The organism is Pseudomonas sp. TZ252 (assembly GCF_056110345.1).
Genome location: NZ_CM148566.1, coordinates 3,997,377 through 4,021,804, shown reverse-complemented (window position 1 = coordinate 4,021,804; position 24,428 = coordinate 3,997,377). Strand labels below are relative to the sequence as shown.

At 68.0% G+C, this 24,428-nt stretch carries 19 protein-coding genes; all 19 read left to right on the top strand.

Features of this window, described 5'->3' with window-relative positions; translation table 11 throughout:
* Positions 1 to 2: 2 nt before the first annotated feature.
* The 19 genes from alg8 to ACYAF3_RS18495 all read left to right on the top strand — a co-directional run bounded on the left by alg8 (position 3) and on the right by ACYAF3_RS18495 (position 24,416).
* On the top strand, positions 3 to 1,487 hold the full coding sequence (gene alg8 / locus ACYAF3_RS18585; protein ID WP_003119545.1) for a mannuronan synthase: 1,485 nt from the start codon (positions 3 to 5) through the stop codon (positions 1,485 to 1,487).
* A gap of 82 nt (positions 1,488 to 1,569) precedes the next feature.
* A complete protein-coding gene (alg44, locus tag ACYAF3_RS18580; RefSeq protein ID WP_003092101.1) occupies positions 1,570 to 2,739 on the top strand; it encodes an alginate biosynthesis protein Alg44 in 1,170 nt (389 codons plus the stop codon).
* Positions 2,740 to 2,752: 13 nt separating this feature from the next.
* Entirely contained in the window at positions 2,753 to 4,180 is a 1,428-nt protein-coding gene (algK, locus tag ACYAF3_RS18575) for an alginate biosynthesis TPR repeat lipoprotein AlgK (protein WP_003158304.1), read from the top strand.
* A complete protein-coding gene (algE, locus tag ACYAF3_RS18570) occupies positions 4,177 to 5,649 on the top strand; it encodes an outer membrane porin AlgE (RefSeq protein ID WP_003092105.1) in 1,473 nt (490 codons plus the stop codon). The genes algK and algE overlap by 4 nt, the downstream gene beginning before the upstream one ends.
* A 20-nt stretch (positions 5,650 to 5,669) precedes the next feature.
* Positions 5,670 to 7,301: a mannuronan 5-epimerase AlgG gene (gene algG, locus ACYAF3_RS18565; protein ID WP_003110465.1), complete on the top strand. Its 1,632-nt coding sequence runs from the start codon at positions 5,670 to 5,672 to the stop codon at positions 7,299 to 7,301.
* A 12-nt stretch (positions 7,302 to 7,313) separates the two neighbouring features.
* Positions 7,314 to 8,738: an alginate biosynthesis protein AlgX gene (gene algX / locus ACYAF3_RS18560; protein ID WP_023099318.1), complete on the top strand. Its 1,425-nt coding sequence runs from the start codon at positions 7,314 to 7,316 to the stop codon at positions 8,736 to 8,738.
* A gap of 3 nt (positions 8,739 to 8,741) precedes the next feature.
* Entirely contained in the window at positions 8,742 to 9,845 is a 1,104-nt protein-coding gene (gene algL, locus ACYAF3_RS18555) for an alginate biosynthesis protein AlgL (protein ID WP_003092108.1), read from the top strand.
* A 241-nt stretch (positions 9,846 to 10,086) separates the two neighbouring features.
* Positions 10,087 to 11,649, top strand: coding sequence for an MBOAT family O-acyltransferase (locus ACYAF3_RS18550; protein ID WP_003110467.1), 1,563 nt, complete (start codon positions 10,087 to 10,089; stop codon positions 11,647 to 11,649).
* Positions 11,650 to 11,663: 14 nt separating this feature from the next.
* Positions 11,664 to 12,839: an alginate O-acetyltransferase gene (algJ, locus tag ACYAF3_RS18545; RefSeq protein ID WP_003092111.1), complete on the top strand. Its 1,176-nt coding sequence runs from the start codon at positions 11,664 to 11,666 to the stop codon at positions 12,837 to 12,839.
* Positions 12,840 to 12,911: 72 nt separating this feature from the next.
* Positions 12,912 to 13,562, top strand: coding sequence for an alginate O-acetyltransferase AlgF (algF, locus tag ACYAF3_RS18540; RefSeq protein WP_034011825.1), 651 nt, complete (start codon positions 12,912 to 12,914; stop codon positions 13,560 to 13,562).
* Between the two features lie 196 nt (positions 13,563 to 13,758).
* Positions 13,759 to 15,204: a mannose-1-phosphate guanylyltransferase/mannose-6-phosphate isomerase gene (locus ACYAF3_RS18535; protein WP_003092113.1), complete on the top strand. Its 1,446-nt coding sequence runs from the start codon at positions 13,759 to 13,761 to the stop codon at positions 15,202 to 15,204.
* A gap of 387 nt (positions 15,205 to 15,591) precedes the next feature.
* The gene (arnB, locus tag ACYAF3_RS18530; RefSeq protein WP_003117513.1) at positions 15,592 to 16,740 is read left to right on the top strand and encodes a UDP-4-amino-4-deoxy-L-arabinose aminotransferase; all 1,149 of its coding nucleotides are present in this window, start codon (positions 15,592 to 15,594) and stop codon (positions 16,738 to 16,740) included.
* Entirely contained in the window at positions 16,737 to 17,756 is a 1,020-nt protein-coding gene (arnC, locus tag ACYAF3_RS18525; RefSeq protein WP_003112880.1) for an undecaprenyl-phosphate 4-deoxy-4-formamido-L-arabinose transferase, read from the top strand. The genes arnB and arnC overlap by 4 nt, the downstream gene beginning before the upstream one ends.
* Positions 17,753 to 19,741 (top strand): bifunctional UDP-4-amino-4-deoxy-L-arabinose formyltransferase/UDP-glucuronic acid oxidase ArnA, encoded by a 1,989-nt coding sequence (arnA, locus tag ACYAF3_RS18520; protein WP_033942624.1) that lies wholly within the window; start codon positions 17,753 to 17,755, stop codon positions 19,739 to 19,741. The genes arnC and arnA overlap by 4 nt, the downstream gene beginning before the upstream one ends.
* Positions 19,738 to 20,625, top strand: coding sequence for a 4-deoxy-4-formamido-L-arabinose-phosphoundecaprenol deformylase (arnD, locus tag ACYAF3_RS18515; protein WP_003112878.1), 888 nt, complete (start codon positions 19,738 to 19,740; stop codon positions 20,623 to 20,625). The genes arnA and arnD overlap by 4 nt, the downstream gene beginning before the upstream one ends.
* Positions 20,622 to 22,271 carry a lipid IV(A) 4-amino-4-deoxy-L-arabinosyltransferase gene (gene arnT / locus ACYAF3_RS18510; RefSeq protein ID WP_128669413.1) on the top strand — a complete coding sequence of 550 codons (1,650 nt, stop codon included), beginning with the start codon at positions 20,622 to 20,624 and terminating at the stop codon, positions 22,269 to 22,271. The genes arnD and arnT overlap by 4 nt, the downstream gene beginning before the upstream one ends.
* Positions 22,268 to 22,615, top strand: coding sequence for an EamA family transporter (locus tag ACYAF3_RS18505; RefSeq protein WP_003112876.1), 348 nt, complete (start codon positions 22,268 to 22,270; stop codon positions 22,613 to 22,615). Before arnT ends, ACYAF3_RS18505 begins: the two co-directional genes overlap by 4 nt.
* Entirely contained in the window at positions 22,612 to 23,025 is a 414-nt protein-coding gene (arnF, locus tag ACYAF3_RS18500; protein WP_003124269.1) for a 4-amino-4-deoxy-L-arabinose-phosphoundecaprenol flippase subunit ArnF, read from the top strand. The genes ACYAF3_RS18505 and arnF overlap by 4 nt, the downstream gene beginning before the upstream one ends.
* The gene (locus ACYAF3_RS18495) at positions 23,022 to 24,416 is read left to right on the top strand and encodes a UDP-glucose 6-dehydrogenase (RefSeq protein WP_017148374.1); all 1,395 of its coding nucleotides are present in this window, start codon (positions 23,022 to 23,024) and stop codon (positions 24,414 to 24,416) included. Before arnF ends, ACYAF3_RS18495 begins: the two co-directional genes overlap by 4 nt.
* The last annotated feature ends 12 nt before the right edge of the window (positions 24,417 to 24,428 follow it).

Here is a 24,428-nt window from a genome sequence, read left to right as displayed (position 1 = left end):
TGATGATGGAAACTTACAAACGTGGCCTCGCCGAAGCCACCGGCTGGCTGGTGTTCCTCAGCCTGCTGATGGTGCTCGCGCTGGCAGTGCCGAAGACCGTGTTCGACGCCGACTCCAAGGATTTCATCCTGCTTATCGGCGCCGTCGGCATCTGGCGCTACTCCATGGGCGGCGTGCACTTCCTGCGCGGCATGCTGTTCCTCCACGTGGTCTACCCGTACTACCGCCGGCGCGTGCGCCAGTTGGGCAGCGCGGCCGACCCGTCGCACGTGTTCCTGATGGTCACCAGTTTCCGCATCGACGCCCTGACCACTGCCATGGTCTATCGCTCGGTGATCCGCGAAGCCATCGACAGCGGCTACCCGACCACCGTGGTCTGCTCCATCGTCGAGATGTCCGACGAGGTCCTGGTCCGTTCTCTGTGGGAGAAGATGAACCCGCCGGACCGGGTCAGCCTCGACTTCGTGCGGATTCCCGGCACCGGCAAGCGCGACGGCCTGGCCTATGGCTTCCGCGCGATTTCCCGGCACCTGCCGGACGACGACGCGGTGGTCGCGGTGATCGACGGCGACACCGTGCTCGACCACGGCGTGGTGAAGAAGACCGTGCCCTGGTTCAAGCTCTTCCCCAACGTCGGCGGCCTCACCACCAATGAATTCTGCGAAGTGCAGGGCGGCTACGTGATGAGCGAGTGGCACAAGCTGCGCTTCGCCCAGCGCCACATCAACATGTGCTCGATGGCCCTGTCCAAGCGCGTGCTGACCATGACCGGACGGATGTCGGTGTTCCGCGCCCGGGTGGTGACCAACCCCGAGTTCATCACCGACGTCGAGAACGACCACCTGGAGCACTGGCGCCTGGGTCGCTTCAAGTTCCTCACCGGCGACGACAAGTCCAGCTGGTTCAGCCTGATGCGCCTGGGCTACGACACCTTCTACGTGCCCGACGCGGCGATCAACACGGTCGAGCACCCGCCGGAGAAGAGCTTCATCAAGGCCAGTCGCAAGCTGATGTACCGCTGGTACGGCAACAACCTGCGGCAGAACTCGCGCGCGCTCAAGCTCGGCGCGCGGCGCCTGGGCTGGTTCACCATGCTGGTGCTGTTCGACCAGCGCGTCTCGATGTGGACCAGCCTGCTCGGCCTGGTGGTGGCGATCCTCGCCAGCCTCAAGTACAGCATCGCCTTCCTGCTGGTGTACCTGCTCTGGATCGGCCTCACCCGCCTGGTGCTGACCCTGCTCCTCTCGCTCTCCGGGCACCGCATCGGCCCGGCCTATCCGCTGATCCTCTATTACAACCAGATCGTCGGCGCGCTGGTGAAGATCTACGTGTTCTTCCGCCTCGACCGGCAGTCCTGGACCCGCCAGCCGACCAAGCTGGAGCGCGGCCTGGCCAGCTTCCAGCGCTGGTTCAACGCCTGGTCGTCGCGGGCCATGACCTTCTCTGCCGCCAGCATCTTCGTCGCCGTGCTGCTGACCATCGTATGACCACCGAATCGACTACGGACAACGCCAGGGCCGCGGCCCGCGCGCAAATCGACCCAGATTGGACCGAACAGGACCCGACACCATGAATACAGCCGTCAACGTCAACGTCGTGCACGAATCCGAAGCCCAGCGCCAGTTCGCCCGGGTCAAGCTGCCGGCGCGCATCCGCTACATCGGCGCCAACCGCGAAGGCGTCGACGCACGCCTGCTGGATCTCTCCGCCGGCGGCTTCGCCTTCACCGCGAGCGGCGCGCCGATCCAGCCTGGCGACCTGTACAAGGGCAAGCTGCTGTTCCAGGTCGACAGCATCAGCTTTTCCCTCGAAGTGGAGTTCCAGGTGCGCTCGGTGGACCCCGCCAGCCGCCGCGTCGGCTGCGAGTTCCAGAACCTCAAGCCGCGCGAGGTGGCGGCCCTGCGCTACCTGATCACCTCCTACCTGGCCGGCGAGGTGATCGGCGTCGGCGACATGCTCAATACCCTCCAGCGCGAGAACTTCACCAAGGCCCGCAAGCAGGGCGGCGGCAACGGCGGGATGGGCTTCTTCGGCCGGGTCCGGGCGGTGACCCTGAGCACCGCGATCTTCGTCGTCGGAGTCGGCGCCTTCGCCTTCATCCTCAACCAGATGTACAACCTGTACTTCGTCACCCATGCCGATTCCGGCGTGGTCAGCGTCCCCAACCAGCAGATCACCATGCCCCGCGAGGGCACCGTGCAGAGCCTTCTCGGGCCCAACGCGGAAGTCGCCAAAGGCGCGCCGATCGCCACCTTCTCGGCCAACCTGCTGGACATGCTCAAGGGCAACCTGACCGAGGAGCAGCTCAACCCGGGCAACATCGAGAAGCTCTTCGGCCACCAGATGAAAGGGACCCTGACCAGCCCCTGCGACTGCCGCGTGGTCCAGCAACTGGTAGCCGACGGGCAATACGCCAACAAGGGCCAGGTGATCTTCACCCTCGCCCCGCGCGACAGCGTGGCCAGCATCGAGGCGCGCTTCCCCTACCGCAACGCCGCCGAGCTGGCGCCGGGCACCCGGGTGAACTTCCAGGTCGCCGGCGACGGCGTCAACCGCAGCGGCCGCATCGTCAACACCGCGCCGGTGGACGGCGACCTGTCCTCGGAAATCCGCGTGCAGATCCAGCCCGACCAGCCGCTCGACGCCCAGTACGCCGGCCGCCCGGCCGAGGTCAGCATCGGCGGCCTGCCCGGCCGCACCCTGCTGAACAAGGCCGTGACCCTGGCCACCGCTCGCTGACCGGTACCCGACCATGAAGATGCCCATCCTCCCTCCCCTGCCCCTGGCGTCCCGGCACCTGCTGCTGGCCTCGGCCATCGCCCTGGCCGCCGGCTGCGCCGGGCTGCCCGACCAGCGCCTGGCCCAGGAGGCCCTGGAGCGCGGCGACCTCGCCACCGCCCAGAGCAACTACCAGGCCCTGGCCGCGATGGGTTACGCCGACGCCCAGGTCGGCCTCGCCGACATGCAGGTCGCCAGCGGCGACAGCGCCCAGCAGGCCAAGGCCGAAAAGCTCTACCGCGAAGCCGCACAGACCTCGCCGCGGGCCCGCGCGCGCCTTGGCAAGTGGCTGGCGGCCAAGCCCGGCGCCAGCGACGCCGAGCACCGCGAGGCCGAGCGCCTGCTCAGCCAGGCCTTCGAACAGGGCGAGGACAGTGCCCTGGTGCCGCTCATCGTGCTCTACCTGCAGTACCCGCAGTCCTGGCCGGAAATCGACCCGCAGCAGCGCATCGACCAGTGGCGCGCGCGCGGACTGCCGCAGGCCGACCTGGCGCAGATCATCCTCTACCGCACCCAGGGCACCTACGCCCAGCACCTGGGCGAGATCGAGCAGGTCTGCCAGCGCTGGCTGCGGCGCATGGACGTGTGCTGGTACGAACTGGCCACGGTCTACCAGGTGCAGGGCAACGCGGAAAAGCAGAAGGCCCTGCTCGAACAGCTGCGCGCCGCCTACAAGGCCGGCCGGGTGCCCGGAGAGCGGGTCGACTCGGTGGCCGGGGTGCTCGCCGACGGCGAACTCGGCCAGCCCGACCCGCAGACCGCCCAGGCGCTGCTGGAAGAGATCGCGCCGAGCTACCCCGCGGCCTGGGTCAGCCTGGCCAAGCTGCTCTACGACTATCCCGACCAGGGCGACCTGGAAAAGATGCTCGGCTACCTGAAGAACGCCCAGGACGCCGCCCAGCCACGCGCCGAACTGCTCCTCGGGCGCCTCTACTACGACGGCAAGTGGGCGCCGCAGGACCCGCGCAAGGCCGAGCGGCACCTGCTCAAGGCCGCCGCCAGCGAACCCCAGGCCAACTACTACCTGGGGCAGATCTACCGCCGCGGCTTCCTCGGCAAGGTCTATCCGCAGAAGGCCGTCGACCACCTGATCCTCGCCGCCCGCGCCGGCCAGGCCAGCGCCGACATGGCCCTGGCCCAGCTCTGGTCGCAGGGCCGCGGCATCCAGCCGAACCGGGTCAACGCCTACGTCTTCGGCCAGCTCGCCGTGCAGCAGCAGGTACCGCAGGCCAGCGACCTGCTCGGGCAGATCGAAGCGCAACTGCCGCCGGCCGAACGCAGCCAGGCGCAGCAATTGCTCAAGCGCGAACAACAGAGCCGCGGCAACAACTGGCAGGCCACCGTCAGCCTGCTGCAGAGCCAGGACTCGCCGCTCAACGAAGAAGAGCCAGAAAGCCTATGAACAGCTCCCGTTCCGTCAACCCGCGGCCGTCCTTCGCGCCGCGCGCCCTGTCCCTGGCCATCGCCCTGCTGCTCGGCGCGCCGGCGTTCGCCGCCAACAGCGGCGAGGCACCGAAGAACTTCGGCCTGGACGTGAAGATCACCGGCGAATCGGAAAACGATCGCGACCTCGGCACCGCTCCCGGCGGCACCCTCAACGACATCGGTATCGACCTGCGGCCCTGGGCCTTCGGCCAGTGGGGCGACTGGAGCGCCTACTTCATGGGCCAGGCGGTGGCCGCCACCGACACCATCGAGACCGACACCCTGCAATCGGACACCGACGACGGCAACAACAGCCGCAACGACGGTCGCGAGCCGGACAAGAGCTACCTCGCCGCACGCGAATTCTGGGTCGACTACGCCGGCCTCACCGCCTACCCCGGCGAGCACCTGCGCTTCGGCCGCCAGCGCCTGCGGGAAGACAGCGGCCAGTGGCAGGACACCAACATCGAGGCGCTGAACTGGAGCTTCGAGACCACCCTGCTCAACGCCCATGCCGGGGTCGCCCAGCGTTTCAGCGAATACCGCACCGACCTCGACGAACTGGCTCCGGAGGACAAGGACCGCACCCATGTGTTCGGCGACATCTCCACCCAGTGGGCGCCGCACCACCGCATCGGCGTGCGCATCCACCACGCCGACGACAGCGGCCACCTGCGCCGCCCCGGCGAGGAAGTCGACAACCTCGACAAGACCTATACCGGCCAGCTCACCTGGCTCGGCATCGAGGCTACCGGCGATGCCTACAACTATCGTTCGAGCATGCCGCTGAACTACTGGGCCAGCGCCACCTGGCTGACCGGCGACCGCGACAACCTGACCACCACCACGGTCGACGACCGGCGCATCGCCACCGGCAAGCAGAGCGGCGACGTCAATGCCTTCGGCGTCGACCTCGGCCTGCGCTGGAACATCGACGAGCAATGGAAGGCCGGCGTCGGCTACGCCCGCGGCAGCGGCGGTGGCAAGGACGGCGAGGAGCAGTTCCAGCAGACCGGGCTGGAGAGCAATCGCTCCAACTTCACCGGCACCCGCTCGCGCGTGCACCGCTTCGGCGAAGCCTTCCGCGGCGAACTGAGCAACCTCCAGGCAGCCACCCTGTTCGGCTCCTGGCAACTGCGCGAGGACTACGACGCGAGCCTGGTCTACCACAAGTTCTGGCGCGTCGACGACGACTCCGACATCGGTACCAGCGGCATCAACGCCGCCCTGCAACCGGGCGAGAAGGACATCGGCCAGGAACTCGACCTGGTGGTGACCAAGTACTTCAAGCAAGGCCTGCTGCCGGCCTCGATGAGCCAGTACGTCGACGAGCCCTCGGCGCTGATCCGCTTCCGCGGCGGCCTGTTCAAGCCGGGCGACGCCTACGGGCCGGGCACCGACTCGACCATGCACCGCGCCTTCGTCGACTTCATCTGGCGCTTCTGAGCCCCGCGAGGAAACCGGACATGCCCGACATTTCCCTTTCGATCCCCCGCCGCCGGCTCCCGCGCCTGCGCCCGCTGGCCGCGGCAGTGCTCGGCGCGGTGCTGCTGCACGGCCAGGCGTGGGCGGCGCAGCCGGTGGAGAAACCGCAGCCGGTCCCGGCGCAGGCCGGCAACGAGCCGGGCCTGACCCAGGGCCTGAAGGAAACCGGCAACTACACGGTGACCACCGCGCCGGCCGAACCGTTGCACCTGGACCCGCCGAAACTGCCCGACCTCTCCGGCTACACCGCCGCCGCGGTGGAAGCCAAGATCGTGCGCAAGCCGGGTGGCCGCGCCAGCGTGCAGCGCATGGTCCAGCAGCAGCCGCTGAAGGAGTTCACCGGTGGCAGCAACCGCCTCGCCGAATGGGTCAAGCGCCAGCGCCAGATGCCCCAGGCGATCTTCATCGAAGGCGGCTACGTGAACCTCGCCCAGCTCGCCGGCAAGCTTCCCGCCAGCGCGCTGGAACAGGTCGAGCCGGGGGTGTTCGTCGCCCGCCTGCCGATCGTGGTCAGCCAGGGCGCGACCCTCGACATCGACAAGCAGGTCAAGGAACTGCGCCTGTCCCAGGAGCGCGGCGCGTTCCTGGTCAACGACGGCATGCTGTTCGTCCGCGACAGCAAGGTCACCGGCTGGAGCGAATCGAAGAAGGAGCCGGCCTGGTTCAAGACGCCCAACGAGTTCCGTCCGTTCCTGATCTCCTGGGGCGGCGCCGAGGTGTACCTGAGCAACAGCACCTTCACCAGCTTCGGCTATAACGCCTCCAAGGCCTACGGCATCTCCATCTCGCAGTACAGCCCGGGCATGGACAAGCAGATGAAGCGCCCGCGCCCCAAGGGCTGGGTGATCGACTCGACCATCGTCGACAGCTGGTACGGCTTCTATTGCTACGAGGCCGACGACCTGGTGGTGAAGGGCAACACCTACCGCGACAACATCGTCTACGGCATCGACCCGCACGACCGTTCGCACCGCCTGATCATCGCCGACAACACCGTCCACGGGACCAGGAAGAAGCACGGCATCATCGTCTCGCGGGAAGTCAACGACAGCTTCATCTTCAACAACCGCAGCTACGAGAACAAGCTTTCCGGGATCGTCCTCGACCGTAACAGCGAGGGCAACCTGGTGGCCTACAACGAGGTCTATCGCAACCATTCCGACGGCATCACCCTCTACGAGAGCGGCGACAACCTGCTCTGGGGCAACCAGGTCCTGGCCAACCGCCGCCACGGCATCCGCGTGCGCAACAGCGTGAACATCCGCCTCTACGAGAACCTCGCGGCGGGCAACCAGCTGATCGGCGTGTACGGCCACATCAAGGACCTCACCAACACCGACCGCAACATCGCCCTCGACCCATTCGACACCAAGGTCTCGCTGATCGTGGTCGGCGGCAAGCTCGCCGGCAACGGCTCCGGCCCGCTCTCGGTGGATTCGCCGCTGAGCCTCGAACTGTACCGGGTGGCGATGCTCGCCCCGACCAAATCCTCCGGCATCAGCCTGCCCGGCGTTCTCGGCGAGAAGCAGGACCAGATCCTCGACCTGCTGGTGCGCCAGGACAAGGCGGTGCTGATCGACCCCGTGGAAAGCCAGGCCGAACTCCAGGACTGAGGACCCAGACGCATGAAAACCCGCACTTCCCGACTGTTCCGCCTGAGCGCCCTGGCCGCCGGCCTCTGCCTGGCCCAGGCAGCCCTGGCCGCCGACCCCGGCGCGGCGCCGAGCTACCAGGCGCTGCCGGCCGGCAACCTGTGCCCGGCCGCCGCCGACGACTCGCGCTACAACACCAAGTACCTGGGCTTCTTCACCCACCTGGTGCAGGCCCAGGACGACTGGCTGTTCCGCACCACCTACGACCTGCGTACCGACTTCGGCACCAGCGCCGAAGGCTGGCGCGAACTCCGCGCACTGCGCGACGAACTCAAGCGCAAGGGCATCGAGTTGGTGGTGGTCTACCAGCCGACCCGCGGCCTGGTGAACCGTGAGAAGCTCAGCCCGGCGGAAAAGGCCGGCTTCGACTACGAGCTGGCGAAGAAGAACTACCTGGCGACCATCGCCCGCTTCCGCCAGGCCGGCATCTGGACCCCGGACTTCTCGCCGCTGTTCGACGAGAAGGAGGAGCACGCCTACTACTTCAAGGGCGACCACCACTGGACTCCCCATGGCGCCCGGCGCAGCGCGAAGATCGTGGCCGAGACGCTGAAGCAGGTGCCCGGCTTCGAGGAGATCCCGAAGAAGCAGTTCGAAAGCAAGCGCGTCGGCCTGCTGTCCAAGCTCGGCACCTTCCACAAGGCCGCCGCGCAACTCTGCGGCAACAGCTACGCCACCCAGTACGTCGACCGCTTCGAGACCGAGCCGGTGGGCGCCAGCGACAGCGGCGACCTGTTCGGCGACGGCGGCAACCCGCAGATCGCCCTGGTCGGCACCTCCAACAGCGGCCCGGCCTACAACTTCGCCGGCTTCCTGGAGGAGTTCAGCGGCGCCGACATCCTCAACAACGCGGTGTCCGGCGGCGGCTTCGACAGTTCGCTGCTGGCGTACATGACCAGCGAGGAATTCCACAAGAACCCGCCGAAGATCCTCATCTGGGAATTCGCCACCCACTACGACATGGCGCAGAAGAGCTTCTACCGCCAGGCCATGCCGCTGGTGGACAACGGCTGCTCCGGCCGGAAGACCGTACTCAGCCGCAAGATCAAGCTGCGCCAGGGCCGCAACGAGGTGCTGCTGAACAGCGCCGCGCTACCGATCCGTAGCGGCAGCTACGTCGCCGACGTGACCTACAGCGACCCTTCGGTACACGAGTTGAAGAACACCATCTGGTACATGAACGGCCGCCGCGAGCAGTTGAAGATCGAGCAGTCGAAAGCCGTCGATACCGGCGGCCGCTACGTCTTCCAGCTGCGCAACGACAGCGACTGGGCCGACCAGCAGTTCCTTTCCCTGGAAATCGAAGCGCCGGAGGACATGCCCCAGGGCCTGGAGGTCCAGGCCAGCATCTGCCAGGCGGCGCCCGCCAAGGCCAGCCAGTCGGTGGCCGGGAGGTAAACGATGAAAACGTCCCACCTGATCCGTATCGCCCTGCCCGGTGCCCTCGCCGCGGCATTGCTCGCCAGCCAGGTCAGCCAGGCCGCCGACCTGGTACCCCCGCCCGGCTACTACGCGGCGGTCGGCGAGCGCAAGGGCAGCGCCGGCAGCTGCCCCGCGGTGCCGCCGCCGTATACCGGCAGCCTGGTCTTCACCAGCAAGTACGAAGGCTCCGATTCGGCGCGGGCGACCCTCAACGTCAAGGCGGAGAAGACCTTCCGCTCGCAGATCAAGGACATCACCGACATGGAGCGCGGCGCTACCAAGCTGGTCACCCAGTACATGCGCAGCGGCCGCGACGGCGACCTGGCCTGCGCACTGAACTGGATGAGCGCCTGGGCCCGCGCCGGCGCCCTGCAGAGCGACGACTTCAACCACACCGGCAAGTCCATGCGCAAATGGGCGCTGGGCAGCCTCTCCGGCGCCTACATGCGCCTGAAGTTCTCCAGCTCGCGGCCGCTCGCGGCCCACGCCGAGCAGAGCCGGGAAATCGAGGACTGGTTCGCCCGGCTCGGCACCCAGGTAGTCCGCGACTGGAGCGGCCTGCCGCTGAAGAAGATCAACAACCATTCCTACTGGGCGGCCTGGTCGGTGATGTCCACCGCGGTGGTGACCAACCGCCGAGACCTCTTCGACTGGGCGGTGAGCGAGTTCAAGGTCGCCGCCAACCAGGTCGACGAGCAGGGCTTCCTGCCCAACGAACTCAAGCGCCGCCAGCGCGCCCTCGCCTACCACAACTATGCGCTGCCACCGCTGGCGATGATCGCCGCGTTCGCCCAGGTCAACGGCGTCGACCTGCGCCAGGAGAACCACGGCGCCCTGCAGCGCCTGGCCGAGCGGGTGATGAAGGGAGTCGACGACGAGGAAACCTTCGAGGAGAAGACCGGCGAGGACCAGGACATGACCGACCTCAAGGTCGACAACAAGTACGCCTGGCTGGAGCCCTACTGCGCCCTCTACCGCTGCGAGCCGAAGATGCTCGAGGCGAAGAAGGACCGCGAGCCGTTCAACAGTTTCCGCCTCGGCGGCGAAGTGACGCGGGTGTTCAGCCGCGAAGGGGGAAGTTGAGGGCGTGGCGGGAAGCGGGCGCACAGGCCGGGGGCCACGCGCCCCTCTACCCCGCTCGCCGACCAGGCGTCCCACCAGGCGCCACACCCCGACCCATGCGCGACAGACGCGGGCGGGCGCAACACCTTAGGCAACACCACGGGGAGGAAAACGGCGGGTCGTCCCGCCTTTCCTCGAGCGCTCCAGGGCGCGGAAAGGCAGGGCCGACCTGAATGGTTGACGCTCTAGAGAGAGAGACGGCATGGTCTTTTCTTCAAACGTGTTCCTGTTCCTGTTCCTGCCGGTCTTTCTCGGCCTGTACTACCTGAGCGGCGAACGTTACCGGAACCTGCTGCTGCTGATCGCCAGCTACGTGTTCTACGCCTGGTGGCGGGTGGACTTCCTCCTGCTGTTCGCCGGGGTCACCGTCTTCAACTACTGGATCGGCCTGCGCATCGGCGCCGCCGGCGTACGCACCAGGGCCGCGCAACGCTGGCTGATCCTCGGCGTGGTGGTCGACCTCTGCGTGCTCGGGTACTTCAAGTACGCCAACTTCGGCGTCGACAGCCTCAACGAGATCATCACCTCGTTCGGCATGCAGCCGTTCGTGCTGACCCACATCCTGCTGCCGATCGGCATCTCCTTCTACACCTTCGAGTCGATCAGCTACATCATCGACGTCTACCGCGGCGATACCCCGGCGACCCACAACCTGATCGACTTCGCCGCCTTCGTCGCGATCTTCCCGCACCTGATCGCCGGCCCGGTGCTGCGCTTCAAGGACCTGGTCGACCAGTTCAACCACCGCACCCACACCGTCGACAAGTTCGCCGAAGGCTGCACCCGCTTCATGCAGGGCTTCGTCAAGAAGGTGTTCATCGCCGACACCCTGGCCGCCCTCGCCGACCACTGCTTCGCCCTGCAGAACCCGACCACCGGCGACGCCTGGCTCGGCGCCCTGGCCTACACCGCGCAGCTCTACTTCGACTTCTCCGGCTACAGCGACATGGCCATCGGCCTCGGCCTGATGATGGGCTTCCGCTTCATGGAGAACTTCAACCAGCCTTACATCAGCCAGTCGATCACCGAGTTCTGGCGGCGCTGGCACATCAGCCTGTCGACCTGGCTGCGCGACTACCTCTACATCAGCCTGGGCGGCAACCGCGGCAGCACCTTCCAGACCTACCGCAACCTGTTCCTGACCATGCTCCTCGGCGGCCTGTGGCACGGCGCCAACTTCACCTACATCATCTGGGGCGCCTGGCACGGCATGTGGCTGGCGATCGAGCGGGCCCTCGGAGTGAACGCCGCGCCGCGCGTGCTCAACCCTTTGAAGTGGGCGTTCACCTTCCTCCTGGTGGTGATCGGCTGGGTGATCTTCCGCGCCGAGAACCTGCAGGTCGCCTGGCGCATGTACGAAGCCATGTTCAGCTTCGGCACCTGGCAGCTCTCCGAACTGAACCGCGCCAGCCTCACCGGCCTGCAGGTCGGCACCCTGGTCCTGGCCTACCTGGTGCTGGCGTTCTTCGGCCTGCGCCAGTTCTACAACCAGCCATTGCAGACCAAGGCGCCCAAGGCCGCGGCGAACAGCGACGAAGTGGCCGCCGACGGCCCGGCCAGTGCCCAGCCGCGCGCCCCGCGCGAGGCCGCCGGCGACCCGGCGGCGATCGCCTACTCGCCGAGCGGCGCGCTGGTCTACCAGCCGAGCTGGCTCAGCCAGTTGCCCGTCCTGGCCACCCGCCTGGCGCTGCTCCTGCTGTTCGCCGCCTCGGTGCTGAAGCTCTCCGCGCAGAGCTACTCGCCATTCCTCTACTTCCAGTTCTGAGCGAGGCCCACGCCATGACACAGAGCATTTCCCGCCCCCTGCAATACGCCTATATCGCCGCCTTCGGCGGGCTGCTGCTGGGGCTCGCCGGATGGTCGCTGAAGAGCGTGCCGGGCTTCTCCGCCGCGGCCGATACGCCACTGCTCAACGGCAAGCTGGCGCACGCCTTCGAAGCCCACTACGACAAGGAATTCCCGATCAAGCGCCTGGGCACCAACCTCTGGGCCGCACTCGACTACACGCTGTTCCACGAAGGCCGCCCCGGCGTGGTGATCGGCAAGGACGGCTGGCTGTTCACCGACGAAGAGTTCAAGCCGGCACCGAGCGGCCAGCAACTGGAAGACAACTGGGCACTGGTACGCGGCGTGCAGCGGGAGCTGAACCGACGCGGCGTCAAGCTGGTGCTCGCGGTGATCCCGGCCAAGGCCCGCCTGTATCCCGAGCACATCGGCCGCGAGCAGCCGGCCGCGCTGCACGACAGCCTCTACCAGGACTTCCTGGCCCGCGCCCGCGCCGCCGGCATCGACAGTCCCGACCTGCTCGGCAGCCTGCGCCAGGCCAAGGACAACGGCGCGGTGTTCCTGCGCACCGACACCCACTGGTCGCCGCTCGGCGCGGAAACCGTGGCCCAGCGCCTCGGCGCGGAGATCCGCGAGACGCACCTGCTGGATGTGCCGGCGCAGAACTTCGTCACCCGCGTCGGCGAAGAACGCACGCACAAGGGCGACCTGCTCAGCTTCCTGCCGCTCGACCCGCTGTTCGACGAACTGCTGCCGCGTCCGGAGCAGTTGCAGCAACGCACCACCGAAGCCGCGCCGGCACTGCCGGGCGGCCAGCAGTCCGGCGCGGGCGACGACCTCTTCGGCGATAGCCAGCAACCGCGCCTGGCGCTGGTCGGCACCAGCTACAGCGCCAACCCCAGGTGGAACTTCGAGGGCGCGCTGAAACAGGCGCTGTCCGCCGACCTGATCAATTACGCGAAGGAAGGCAAGGGCCCCCTCGAACCGATGCTGGAACTGCTGCAGGACGAAGGCTTCCGCAAGGACCCGCCGCAACTGCTGGTCTGGGAGTTTCCCGAGCGCTACCTGCCGATGGCCAGCGACCTCAGCCAGTTCGACGCCGACTGGGTCGCCCAGCTGAAGGCCAGCGGCGGCCGCGATGAGCGCCTGGCCGCCAGCCGCAACGATTGAACGAACACAGCTAAGGCTGTTTACCCACGGGGCCGAGCGCCCCGCTGAAGAAGAAGCAACGGAGGAATACCCATGAACCCGATGACCCGCCGCCACACCTGGACCCGCCTGGCCTGCGCACTTTCCCTCGGCGTCGCCGCATTCGCCGCGCAGGCCGACGAGGGCGCCCTGTACGGGCCCCAGGCACCCAAGGGCTCGGCCTTCGTCCGCGCCTACAACGCCGGCAACAGCGAACTCGACGTGTCGGTCGGCAGCACCAGCCTGAACGACGTCGCGCCGCTCGGCTCCAGCGACTTCAAGTTCCTCCCCCCCGGCAGCTACACCGCCCAGGTCGGCCAGCAGAGCCTGCCGGTCAAGCTCGACCCGGACAGCTACTACACCCTGGTCAGCCAGCCCGGCGGCAAGCCGCAGCTGGTGGCCGAGCCGCCGTTCAAGAACAAGCAGAAGGCGCTGGTACGGGTGCAGAACCTCAGCGGCTCGAAGCTGACCCTGAAGACCGCCGACGGCAAGACCGACGTGGTCAAGGACGTCGGCCCGCAAAGCCACGGCGACCGCGAGATCAACCCGGTGAAGGTGAACCTGGCGCTGTTCGACGGCAGCAAGAAGGTCAGCGACCTGAAGCCGCTCACCCTGGCCCGCGGCGAGGTGGTCTGCCTGTACGTCACCGGCAGCGGCGGCAAGCTCGCGCCGGTCTGGGTCAAGCGCCCGGTGAAGGCGGACTGAGACCGACCGGGAGAGGCTCGCCCCTCCCGGCATTCCACACAACAAGACCGGCCCGACACCGGCGCACCAACCGTCAGCGCTCCCGCAGAAGGAGCGCACTGGAGAGGTCACCCGGGGCTCCGTGGAGCCCGGTAACGAGATATCCCGCCGCGCGGCGGGATCCCTAGACAGACGCATCGCTTCAAGGAGAAACAACATGATCCCAGTAATCCTTTCCGGTGGCAGCGGCTCGCGACTCTGGCCTCTTTCCCGCAAGCAGTACCCCAAGCAGTTCCTCGCCCTCACCGGCGACGACACCCTGTTCCAGCAGACCATCAAGCGCCTGGCCTTCGACGGCATGCAGGCACCGCTGCTGGTGTGCAACAAGGAGCACCGCTTCATCGTCCAGGAACAGCTGGAGGCACAGAACCTGGCGAGCCAGGCGATCCTCCTCGAACCCTTCGGCCGCAACACGGCGCCGGCGGTGGCCATCGCCGCGATGAAACTGGTCGCCGAAGGCCGCGACGAACTGCTGCTGATCCTTCCCGCCGACCACGTGATCGAGGACCAGCGCGCCTTCCAGCAGGCCCTGGCGCTGGCCACCAACGCCGCCGAAAAGGGCGAGATGGTGCTCTTCGGCATTCCCGCCAGCCGCCCCGAGACCGGCTACGGCTACATCCGCGCGAGCGCCGATGCGCAACTGCCGGAAGGCGTCAGCCGGGTGCAGAGCTTCGTCGAGAAGCCCGACGAAGCCCGCGCCCGCGAGTTCGTCGCCGCCGGCGGCTACTACTGGAACAGCGGCATGTTCCTGTTCCGCGCCAGCCGCTACCTGGAAGAACTGAAGAAGCACGACGCCGACATCTACGACACCTGCCTGCTGGCCCTGGAGCGCAGCCAGCACGACGGCGACCTGGTGAACATCGACGCCGCCACCTTCGAATGCTGCCCGGACAACTCCATCGACTACGCGGTGATGGAGAAGACCTCACGCGCCTGCGTGGTGCCGCTGTCCGCCGGCTGGAACGATGTCGGCAGCTGGTCGTCGATCTGGGACGTGCACGCCAAGGACGCCAACGGCAACGTCACCAAGGGCGACGTGCTGGTCCACGACAGCCACAACTGCCTGGTGCACGGCAACGGCAAGCTGGTCTCGGTGATCGGCCTGGAGGACATCGTGGTGGTGGAAACCAAGGACGCCATGATGATCGCCCACAAGGACCGGGTGCAGGACGTCAAGCACGTGGTCAAGGACCTCGACGCCCAGGGCCGTAGCGAGACCCAGAACCACTGCGAGGTCTACCGCCCGTGGGGCTCCTACGACTCGGTGGACATGGGCGGCCGCTTCCAGGTCAAGCACATCACCGTGAAGCCCGGCGCGCGCCTCTCGCTGCAGATGCACCACCACCGCGCCGAGCACTGGATCGTGGTTTCCGGGACCGCCCAGGTGACCTGCGACGACAAGACCTTCCTGCTCACCGAGAACCAGTCGACCTACATCCCGATCGCCTCCGTGCACCGCCTGGCCAACCCCGGCAAGATCCCGCTGGAGATCATCGAGGTGCAGTCCGGCAGCTACCTCGGCGAGGACGACATCGAGCGCCTGGAAGACGTCTACGGGCGCACCGCCGAACCGGCCCTGCAAGTGGTCGCCGGCAGCCGCTGAAGCGTCGACCCGGCCCCCTGGCGGAGCGATCCGCCAGGGGGTTGTTTTTTTCCGACAACCTACGGGATTGACTTTCCCTGGCCCTCCCCATGTTTCCATGAAGTTTCCGGAATATTCACGGGGAGCGGACATCGAGTATTAATGAACCCTTAAAGAAACAGGACTCGGGTTATTAATAAAAGCCACTCAGAAAACACCCGAGATCCATTCCAACCAACCCTGCAAGCCCCTGAAAACGAGGCTTCCGGCTTTATCCTCCAGTTTCTTCGAGTTCGTTCAGTCTTCATTCAGCCGTTGTTAAGCGAGTCTTAACAAACGTTCAGGCAGCATTCAGCGACATATAAATAACCTCTTCGTACCGCCCTCCCAGTACCGAGGCTTCATTACATGTCACTGGACTTTCTGCCATTCTCCCGGCCAAGCATCGGCGAGGACGAAATCGCCGCCGTGGAGCAGGTCCTGCGTTCCGGCTGGATCACCACCGGGCCGAAGAACCAGGAGCTCGAACAGCGCTTCGCCGAACGCCTCGGCTGCCGCCACGCGGTGGCGCTATCCTCGGCCACCGGCGCCCTGCACGTCACCCTGCTGGCGCTGGGCATCGGCCCCGGCGACGAAGTGATCACGCCGTCGCTGACCTGGGTCTCCACCGCCAACGTCATCACCCTGCTCGGCGCCACCCCGGTGTTCGTCGACGTCGACCGCGACACCCTGATGTGTTCGGCGCAGGCAGTGGAAGCCGCCATCGGCCCGCGCACCCGCGCCATCGTGCCGGTTCACTACGCCGGCTCCACCCTGGATCTCGAAGGCCTGCGCACGGTCGCCGGGCGCCACGGTATCGCCCTGGTCGAGGACGCCGCCCACGCGGTCGGCAGCGAATACCGCGGGCGCCCGGTAGGCTCCCGCGGCACGGCGATCTTTTCCTTCCACGCGATCAAGAACCTGACCTGCGCCGAAGGCGCGATGTTCGTCAGCGACGACAGTGCCCTCGCCGAACGGGTCCGCCGCCTCAAGTTCCACGGCCTCGGGGTCGATGCCTACGACCGCCTGAGCCATGGACGCAAGCCGCAGGCGGAAGTGATCGAGCCCGGTTTCAAATACAACCTGGCCGACCTCAACGCCGCCCTCGCGCTGGTCCAGCTCAAGCGCCTGGACGCGCTCAACGCGCGCCGCCAGGCCCTCGCCGAACGCTACCTGGAGCGCCTCGCCGGCCTGCCGCTGGCGCCGCTCGGCCTGCCCGCGCACAAGCAGCGCCACGCCTGGCACCTGTTCATCCTGCGCATCGACGCCGAGGCCTGCGGCCTGGGCCGCGACGCCTTCATGGAAGCCCTGAAGGTGCGCGGCATCGGTAGCGGCATCCATTTCATCGCCAGTCACCTGCACCACTACTACCGCCAGCGCCAGCCGCGCCTGAGCCTGCCCAACAGCGAGTGGAACTCGGCCCGCCTGTGCTCCATCCCGCTGTTCCCCGACATGCGCGACGACGACATCGAGCGCGTCGCCCGCGCCATCGAGGAGATCCTGGAGAAACGTCGATGAAGCCCTATCCGATCGACCTGGTCTCGGTGGTGATCCCGGTCTACAACGAGGAAGCCAGCCTGCCCGAACTGCTGCGCCGCACCGAGGCCGCCTGCCTGGAGCTGGGCCGCGCCTTCGAGATCGTGCTGGTCGACGACGGCAGCCGCGACCGCTCCGCGGAACTCTTGCAGGCCGCCGCCGAACGCGACGGCAGCGCCGTGGTGGCGGTGATCCTCAACCGCAACTACGGCCAGCACGCGGCGATCCTCGCCGGCTTCGAACAGTCCCGTGGCGACCTGGTGATCACCCTCGATGCCGACCTGCAGAACCCGCCGGAGGAAATCCCGCGCCTGGTGGAGCGCGCCGCGCAGGGCTACGACGTGGTCGGCAGCATCCGCGCCGAGCGCCAGGACTCGGCCTGGCGGCGCTGGCCTTCGCGCCTGGTGAACCTGGCGGTGCAGCGCTCCACCGGGGTCGCCATGCACGACTACGGCTGCATGCTGCGCGCCTACCGGCGCAGCATCGTCGAAGCGATGCTGGCCTGCCGCGAACGCAGTACCTTCATCCCGATCCTGGCCAACGGCTTCGCCCGGCATACCTGCGAGATCCGCGTCGCCCACGCCGAGCGCGCCCACGGCGAATCGAAATACAGCGCGATGCGCCTGCTCAACCTGATGTTCGACCTGGTCACCTGCATGACCACCACGCCGCTGCGCCTGCTCAGCCTGGTCGGCGGCGGCATGGCCCTGGCCGGCTTCCTCTTCGCCCTGTTCCTCCTCGTGCTGCGCCTGGCCTTCGGCGCCGCCTGGGCCGGCAACGGCCTGTTCGTGCTGTTCGCCGTGCTGTTCATGTTCAGCGGCGTGCAGTTGCTCGGCATGGGCCTGCTCGGCGAGTACCTCGGGCGCATGTACAGCGACGTGCGCGCGCGGCCGCGCTTCTTCATCGAGCGCGTGGTCCGCGCCACGCCCTCCGCGCTTCCCTCGGCCCTGCAGCGGGCCGGTTTCACCTCTTCATCCAGCGAGCCTTCCACGCCATGACCTCGAAAGCCGTCGTCTTCGCCTACCACGACATCGGTTGCACCGGTATCGAAGCCCTGCTCAATGCCGGCTACGAGATCGCCGCCGTCTTCACCCATGCCGACGACCCACGGGAAAACACCTTCTACGCCTCGGTCGCACGCCTCTGCGCCGAGCGCGGCATTCCGCTGCACGCGCCCGAGGACGTGAACCATCCGCTGTGGCTGGAGCGTATCCGCCAACTGCGCCCGGACTTCCTGTTCTCCTTCTACTACCGCCGCCTGCTCGGCGCCGAGCTGCTCGCCTGCGCCGCACGCGGCGCCTACAACCTGCACGGTTCGCTGCTGCCGCGCTACCGCGGACGCGCCCCGGCGAACTGGGTGCTGGTCAACGGCGAAACGCAGACCGGGGTGACCCTGCATCGCATGATCGAGCGCGCCGACGCCGGGCCGATCCTCGCCCAGCAGGCCGTCGCCATCGACCCCGAGGACACCGCCCTGAGCCTGCACGGCAAGCTGCGCAAGGCCGCCGGCGCCCTGCTGCGCGACAGCCTGCCGCTGCTCGCCCTCGGCGTGCTGCCGGAAGTCGAGCAGGACGAGAGCCAGGCCAGCCACTTCGGCCGGCGCACCCCGGCGGACGGCCTGCTCGACTGGCACAGGCCGGCACGGCAGTTGTACGACCTGGTGCGCGCGGTGACCCAGCCCTACCCTGGCGCCTTCTGCCAGGTCGGCGAACAGAAGCTGATCGTCTGGAGCGCCGAGGTGGTCGCCGGCAACCACGGCCGCGAGCCGGGCAGCGTACTGTCCTGCGACCCGCTGCGGATCGCCTGCGGCGAGGACTCGCTGGTGCTGCGCTTCGGCCAGCGCGGCGAGCGCGGCCTGTACCTGGCCGGCACGCAACTGGCCACCGAGCTGGGCCTGGTCGAGGGCGCGCGCCTGCGTGGCGCGGCATGCAGTCCGCAGCGCCGCACGCGGGTGCTGATCCTCGGGGTCAACGGCTTCATCGGCAACCACCTGTCCGAACGCCTGCTGCGCGACGGTCGCTACGAGGTCCACGGCATGGACATCGGCTCCGACGCCATCGAACGGCTCAAGGCCGACCCGCATTTCCACTTCGTCGAAGGCGACATCGGCATCCATTCGGAGTGGCTCGAATACCATGTGAAGAAATGCGACGTGGTCCTGCCGCTGGTAGCCATCGCCACGCCCATCGAGTACACGCGCAACCCGCTGCGGGTGTTCGAACTGGACTTCGAGGAAAACCTGCGGATCGTCCGCTACTGCGTGAAATACGGCAAACGCGTGGTGTTCCCTTCCACCTCCGAGGTCTACGGCATGTGCCAGGACCCGGACTTCGACGAAGACCGCTCGAACCTGGTGGTCGGGCCGATCAACAAGCAGCGCTGGATCTACTCGGTGTCCAAGCAGTTGCTCGACCGGGTGATCTGGGCCTACGGCCAGCAGGGCCTGCGCTTCACCCTGTTCCGTCCGTTCAACTGGATGGGCCCGCGCCTGGACCGCCTGGATTCGGCGCGGATCGGCAGCTCGCGGGCGATCACCCAGCTCATCCTGCACCTGGTCGAAGGCACGCCGATCCGCCTGGTCGACGGCGGCGCGCAGAAGCGCTGCTTCACCGACGTCGACGACGGCATCGAGGCCCTCGCGCGGATCATCGACAACCGCGACGGCCGCTGCGACGGGCAGATCGTCAACATCGGCAACCCGGACAACGAGGCGAGCATCCGCCAGCTCGGCGAGGAACTGCTGCGCCAGTTCGAGGCCCACCCGCTGCGCGCGCAGTTCCCGCCCTTCGCCGGCTTCCGCGAGGTGGAGAGCCGCAGCTTCTACGGCGACGGCTACCAGGACGTGGCCCACCGCAAGCCGAGCATCGACAACGCCCGGCGCCTGCTCGACTGGCAGCCCACCATCGAACTGCGCGAGACCATCGGCAAGACCCTCGACTTCTTCCTCCACGAAGCGCTCCGCGAGCGCGAGGCACAGGCGTGATCCAGGCCGGCCTGCGCATCGACGTCGACACCTTCCGCGGCACCCGCGACGGGGTGCCGCGGCTGCTCGAGCTGCTCGACGAAGCCGGGCTGAAGGCGACCTTCTTCTTCAGCGTCGGCCCGGACAACATGGGCCGCCACCTCTGGCGCCTGGCGCGCCCGGCGTTCTTCTGGAAGATGCTCCGCTCGCGCGCCGCCAGCCTGTATGGCTGGGACATCCTGCTGGCCGGCACCGCCTGGCCGGGCAAGCCGATCGGCCGCGAACTCGGCCCGCTGATGCGGCGGACCCAGGCCGCCGGCCACGAGGTCGGCCTGCACGCCTGGGACCACCATGCCTGGCAGACCCACGCCGGCGTCTGGAGCGTGCAGCAGCTCGGCGAGCAGATCCGCCGCGGCAGCGATTGCCTGGCGGACATCCTCGGCCAGCCGGTGCGTTGTTCCGCCGCCGCCGGTTGGCGCGCCGACGGCCGGGTGGTCGAGGCCAAGCAGCCCTTCGGCTTCCGCTACAACAGCGACTGCCGCGGACGCGGCGCGTTCCGCCCGCGCCTGGCCGACGGCAGCCCCGGCATCCCGCAGGTGCCGGTGAACCTGCCGACCTTCGACGAGGTGGTCGGTCCCGGCCTGCCGCGCGAGGCCTACAACGACTTCATCCTGGAACGCTTCGCCGCTGGCCGCGACAACGTCTACACCATCCACGCCGAGGTCGAGGGGCTGCTCCTCGCCCCGGCGTTCCGCGAACTGCTGCGGCGCGCCGAACGGCGCGGCATCCGCTTCCGCCCGTTGGGCGAACTGCTGCCGGACGATCCGCGCAGCCTGCCGCTGGCCGAACTGGTGCGCGGTCGCCTGGCCGGCCGCGAGGGCTGGCTGGGAGTGCGCCAGCCATGAGCCGCCGCCAGACCTGTTCGCTGCTGCTGATCGCCTTCGGCCTGTTCTACCTGGTTCCATTGAGCAACCATGGCCTGTGGATTCCCGACGAGACCCGCTACGCGCAGATCAGCCAGGCGATGCTGCTGGGCGGCGACTGGGTGTCGCCGCACTTCCTCGGCCTGCGCTACTTCGAGAAGCCGGTCGCCGGCTACTGGATGATCGCCCTCGGCCAGGCGGTCTTCGGCGAAAACCTGTTCGGCGTGCGCATCGCCTCGGTCGTCGCCACCGCCCTCAGCGTCCTGCTCGCCTACCTGCTGGCCCGCCGCCTGTGGCGCGACCCACGCACCAGCCTGGCGTGCGCGCTGCTCTACGCCAGCTTCGGCTTGATCGCCGGGCAGTCCGGCTATGCCAACCTCGACCCGCAATTCACCTTCTGGGTCAACCTGAGCCTGGTGGCGCTGTGGCATGCCCTCGACGCGGGGAGCCGCCGCGCGCGCCTGCTCGGCTGGACCCTGCTCGGCCTCGCCTGCGGCATGGGCTTCCTGACCAAGGGCTTCCTCGCCTGGCTGCTGCCGGTGCTGGTCGCCCTGCCCTACATGCTCTGGCAGCGGCGCTGGCGCGAGCTGCTTGGCTACGGCGCGCTGGCGGTGCTGGCGGCGCTGCTCGTCTGCCTGCCCTGGGCGCTCGCCGTGCATGCGCGGGAAGCGGACTACTGGCGGTTCTTCTTCTGGCACGAACACATCCGCCGCTTCGCCGGCGAAGACGCCCAGCACTCTCGCCCGTGGTGGTTCTACCTGCCGTTGCTGGCGATCGCCTGCCTGCCCTGGAGCGGCCTGCTGCCGAGCGCGCTGCGCCAGGCCTGGCACGAGCGGCGCCAAGCGCCGGTGGTCTTCCTGGCGCTATGGCTGCTGTTGCCGCTGGCGTTCTTCAGCCTGAGCCGGGGCAAGCTGCCGACCTACATCATGCCCTGCCTGCTGCCGCTGGCACTGCTCATGGGCCACGCCCTGGTGCAGCGGCTGCGCCTGGGGAACAGCGTCGCGCTGCGCGGCAACGGGCTGCTCAACCTGGGCCTGGCGCTCCTCGCGCTGGCGGCCCTGGCCTACCTGCAACTGCGCAAGCCGGTGTACCAGGAAGAACCCTTCGAGCTGTTCCTGGTCCTGCTGGTGATCGGCGCCTGGGCCGCCGCCGGCCTCGCCCAGTGGCGCTACCCGCTACGCGCCTGGGCCGCGCCGCTGCTGGCGAGCTGGGTGCTGATCGCGCTGCTGCCGGCAGCGATGCCCAACCATGTGGTGCAGAACAAGACCCCCGACCTGTTCGTCGCCGAACACCTCGACGAACTGACCGGCGCCCACCATCTGCTGAGCAACGACCTCGGCGCCGCCTCGGCCCTCGCCTGGCGCCTGCGTCGTAGCGACGTGACGCTCTACGACACGCGCGGCGAGCTGAAGTACGGCCTCTCCTACCCCGAGCACAGCCAGCGCAGCGTGCCCTTGGCAGACATCCGCCAGTGGCTCTGGCAGGCACGCCAGGACGGCTCGGTTGCCGTGCTGCTGCGGATCAACAGCGCCAGCGACCGCTACCAGCTGGCGCTGTTGCCGGGCGACGGCGAACGCTACCGGAACGGCAACCTGGTCCTGGCGATCCTGCCGCAGGTGCGCCCATGAGCGCCGCGCTGCTGCTCGCCACCCTGCTCATGACCGGCCTCGGCCAGGTTGCGCAGAAGCTCACCGTGGAGCACTGGCGCCTGGTCGCCGCCGACGGCTGGACGGCGCGCCTGCGCAGTCCGTGGCCGTGGCTGGCGCTGCTCGCCCTCGGGCTCGGCCTGCTCTGCTGGCTGCTGCTCCTGCAACGGGTGGAAGTCGGCAGCGCCTATCCGATGCTGGCGCTGAACTTCGTCCTGGTCACCCTGGCGGCACGCTTCGTCTTCGATGAGCCGGTGGATCGCCGCCACCTCGCCGGCCTGTTGCTGATCGTCGCCGGCGTGGCCCTGCTCGGGAGGAGCGCATGAACGCGCTACGCGGCTGGCTGGCGGCGCTGGGCAGCATGCTGCTGGCCAGCGCCGCCCAGCTCGGCATGCGCTGGGGCATGAGCCGCCTGCCGCTGCCTGAAGCCTGGGCCGGGCAAACGCCGGAGCGCGCCGCGTTGCTCGCGGTAGCCCTGGCGGTGGCGGCCTACGCCGCCTCTCTGCTGTGCTGGCTGGCCGCCCTGCGCCACCTGCCGCTGGGCCGCGCCTACAGCCTGTTGAGCGCCAGCTACGCGCTGGTCTACCTGCTGGCGGCGAGCCTGCCCGCGTTCGATGAAACCTTCAGTACCAGCAAGACCCTGGGCGTAGGCCTGGTGGTGCTCGGCGTGTTGACCGTCAACGCCCGCCGCACCGCTGCCGCGCCCGCGCATCATCCGTCGAGGAAAGCACCATGAAGATCAGCGTATTCGGCAGTGGCTATGTAGGACTGGTGCAGGCCGCCGTCCTCGCCGAAGTGGGCCACGATGTACTGTGCATGGACATCGACCGGAACAAGGTCGAACGCCTCGCGCAGGGCCTCGCCAGCATCTACGAACCCGGGCTCGACGCCTTGCTGCGCGAAGGCCTGGACAGCGGCCGCCTGCGTTTCAGCAGCGATGCGCGCCTGGCCGTGGAGCACGGCCGGGTGCAGTTCATAGCGGTCGGCACCCCGCCTGGCGAGGACGGCGCGGCCGATCTCGGCGCGGTCTTCGCGGTGGCCGATGCCATCGCCGAGCATCGCCGCAAGCCCGTCATCGTGGTGGAGAAATCGACCGTCCCGGTAGGCACCGGCGACCGCCTGCGCGCGCACATCGAGCGGCGCCTGGAAGCCGACGGACGCAAGCTGGAATTCGAAATCGTCTCCAACCCGGAATTCCTCAAGGAAGGCTCCGCCGTCGCCGACTGCCGGCGCCCGGACCGCATCGTGGTCGGCTGCGACAACGAAGAGGTGCGCCAGGTGATGCGCGAACTCTACGAGCCGTTCAACCGCAACCACGACCGCTTGCTGTTCATGGGCCTGCGCAGCGCCGAGCTGACCAAGTACGCGGCGAACGGCATGCTGGCGACCAAGATCAGCTTCATCAACCAGATCGCCGAACTGGCCGAACACCTAGGCGCCGACATCGAGGCGGTGCGCCAGGGCATCGGCGCCGACCCGCGGATCGGCTACCACTTCATCTACCCCGGCTGCGGCTACGGCGGCTCCTGCTTCCCCAAGGACATGCGCGCGCTGATCCACAGCGCCGAGCAGGCGCATTGCTCCAGCGACCTGTTGCAGGCAGTGGAAGCGATCAACCGGCGGCAGAAGCACAAGCTGTTCGAACGCATCCGGGTGTTCTACGACGGCGACCTGCGCGGCAAGACCTTCGCCCTCTGGGGCCTGGCCTTCAAGCCGAACACCGACGACATGCGCGACGCGCCCAGCCGCGAACTGATGGAAGCGCTCTGGCGCCACGGCGCGCAGGTGCGCGCCTACGATCCCGAAGCCATGCAGGAAACCCAGCGGCTCTATGGCCACGACGAACGCCTGAGCCTGATGGGCACCCCCGAGGCGACCCTGGGAGGCGCCGATGCGCTGGTCATCTGCACCGAGTGGCAGCAATTCAAGGCACCGGATTTCGAGCTGCTCAAGGAGCGCCTGAAGGCCCCGGTGATCTTCGACGGGCGCAACCTCTACGACCCCGAGCGCATGGCCCGCCACGGCTTCCACTACTACCCGATGGGACGCGGGCAGTCCTGCTCGTTGCCGATCAACGAGGCCAGCCTCGCACAGGAAGATGGCATGCGCCTGTTGCGCCAGGCCTGAGGCCGCCCCAGG

Excerpts from the sequence above, each read along its gene's own strand:
- algE (WP_003092105.1), top strand. The coding sequence starts at position 4,177 with ATGAACAGCTCCCGTTCCGTCAACCCGCGGCCGTCCTTCGCGCCGCGC.
- ACYAF3_RS18495 (WP_017148374.1), top strand. The coding sequence starts at position 23,022 with ATGAAGATCAGCGTATTCGGCAGTGGCTATGTAGGACTGGTGCAGGCC.
- alg8 (WP_003119545.1), top strand. The coding sequence starts at position 3 with ATGATGGAAACTTACAAACGTGGCCTCGCCGAAGCCACCGGCTGGCTG.
- arnA (WP_033942624.1), top strand. The coding sequence starts at position 17,753 with ATGACCTCGAAAGCCGTCGTCTTCGCCTACCACGACATCGGTTGCACC.
- alg44 (WP_003092101.1), top strand. The coding sequence starts at position 1,570 with ATGAATACAGCCGTCAACGTCAACGTCGTGCACGAATCCGAAGCCCAG.
- algX (WP_023099318.1), top strand. The coding sequence starts at position 7,314 with ATGAAAACCCGCACTTCCCGACTGTTCCGCCTGAGCGCCCTGGCCGCC.
- arnF (WP_003124269.1), top strand. The coding sequence starts at position 22,612 with ATGAACGCGCTACGCGGCTGGCTGGCGGCGCTGGGCAGCATGCTGCTG.
- algL (WP_003092108.1), top strand. The coding sequence starts at position 8,742 with ATGAAAACGTCCCACCTGATCCGTATCGCCCTGCCCGGTGCCCTCGCC.
- algK (WP_003158304.1), top strand. The coding sequence starts at position 2,753 with ATGAAGATGCCCATCCTCCCTCCCCTGCCCCTGGCGTCCCGGCACCTG.
- arnT (WP_128669413.1), top strand. The coding sequence starts at position 20,622 with ATGAGCCGCCGCCAGACCTGTTCGCTGCTGCTGATCGCCTTCGGCCTG.
- algF (WP_034011825.1), top strand. The coding sequence starts at position 12,912 with ATGAACCCGATGACCCGCCGCCACACCTGGACCCGCCTGGCCTGCGCA.
- ACYAF3_RS18535 (WP_003092113.1), top strand. The coding sequence starts at position 13,759 with ATGATCCCAGTAATCCTTTCCGGTGGCAGCGGCTCGCGACTCTGGCCT.
- ACYAF3_RS18550 (WP_003110467.1), top strand. The coding sequence starts at position 10,087 with ATGGTCTTTTCTTCAAACGTGTTCCTGTTCCTGTTCCTGCCGGTCTTT.
- arnC (WP_003112880.1), top strand. The coding sequence starts at position 16,737 with ATGAAGCCCTATCCGATCGACCTGGTCTCGGTGGTGATCCCGGTCTAC.
- algJ (WP_003092111.1), top strand. The coding sequence starts at position 11,664 with ATGACACAGAGCATTTCCCGCCCCCTGCAATACGCCTATATCGCCGCC.
- arnB (WP_003117513.1), top strand. The coding sequence starts at position 15,592 with ATGTCACTGGACTTTCTGCCATTCTCCCGGCCAAGCATCGGCGAGGAC.
- algG (WP_003110465.1), top strand. The coding sequence starts at position 5,670 with ATGCCCGACATTTCCCTTTCGATCCCCCGCCGCCGGCTCCCGCGCCTG.
- ACYAF3_RS18505 (WP_003112876.1), top strand. The coding sequence starts at position 22,268 with ATGAGCGCCGCGCTGCTGCTCGCCACCCTGCTCATGACCGGCCTCGGC.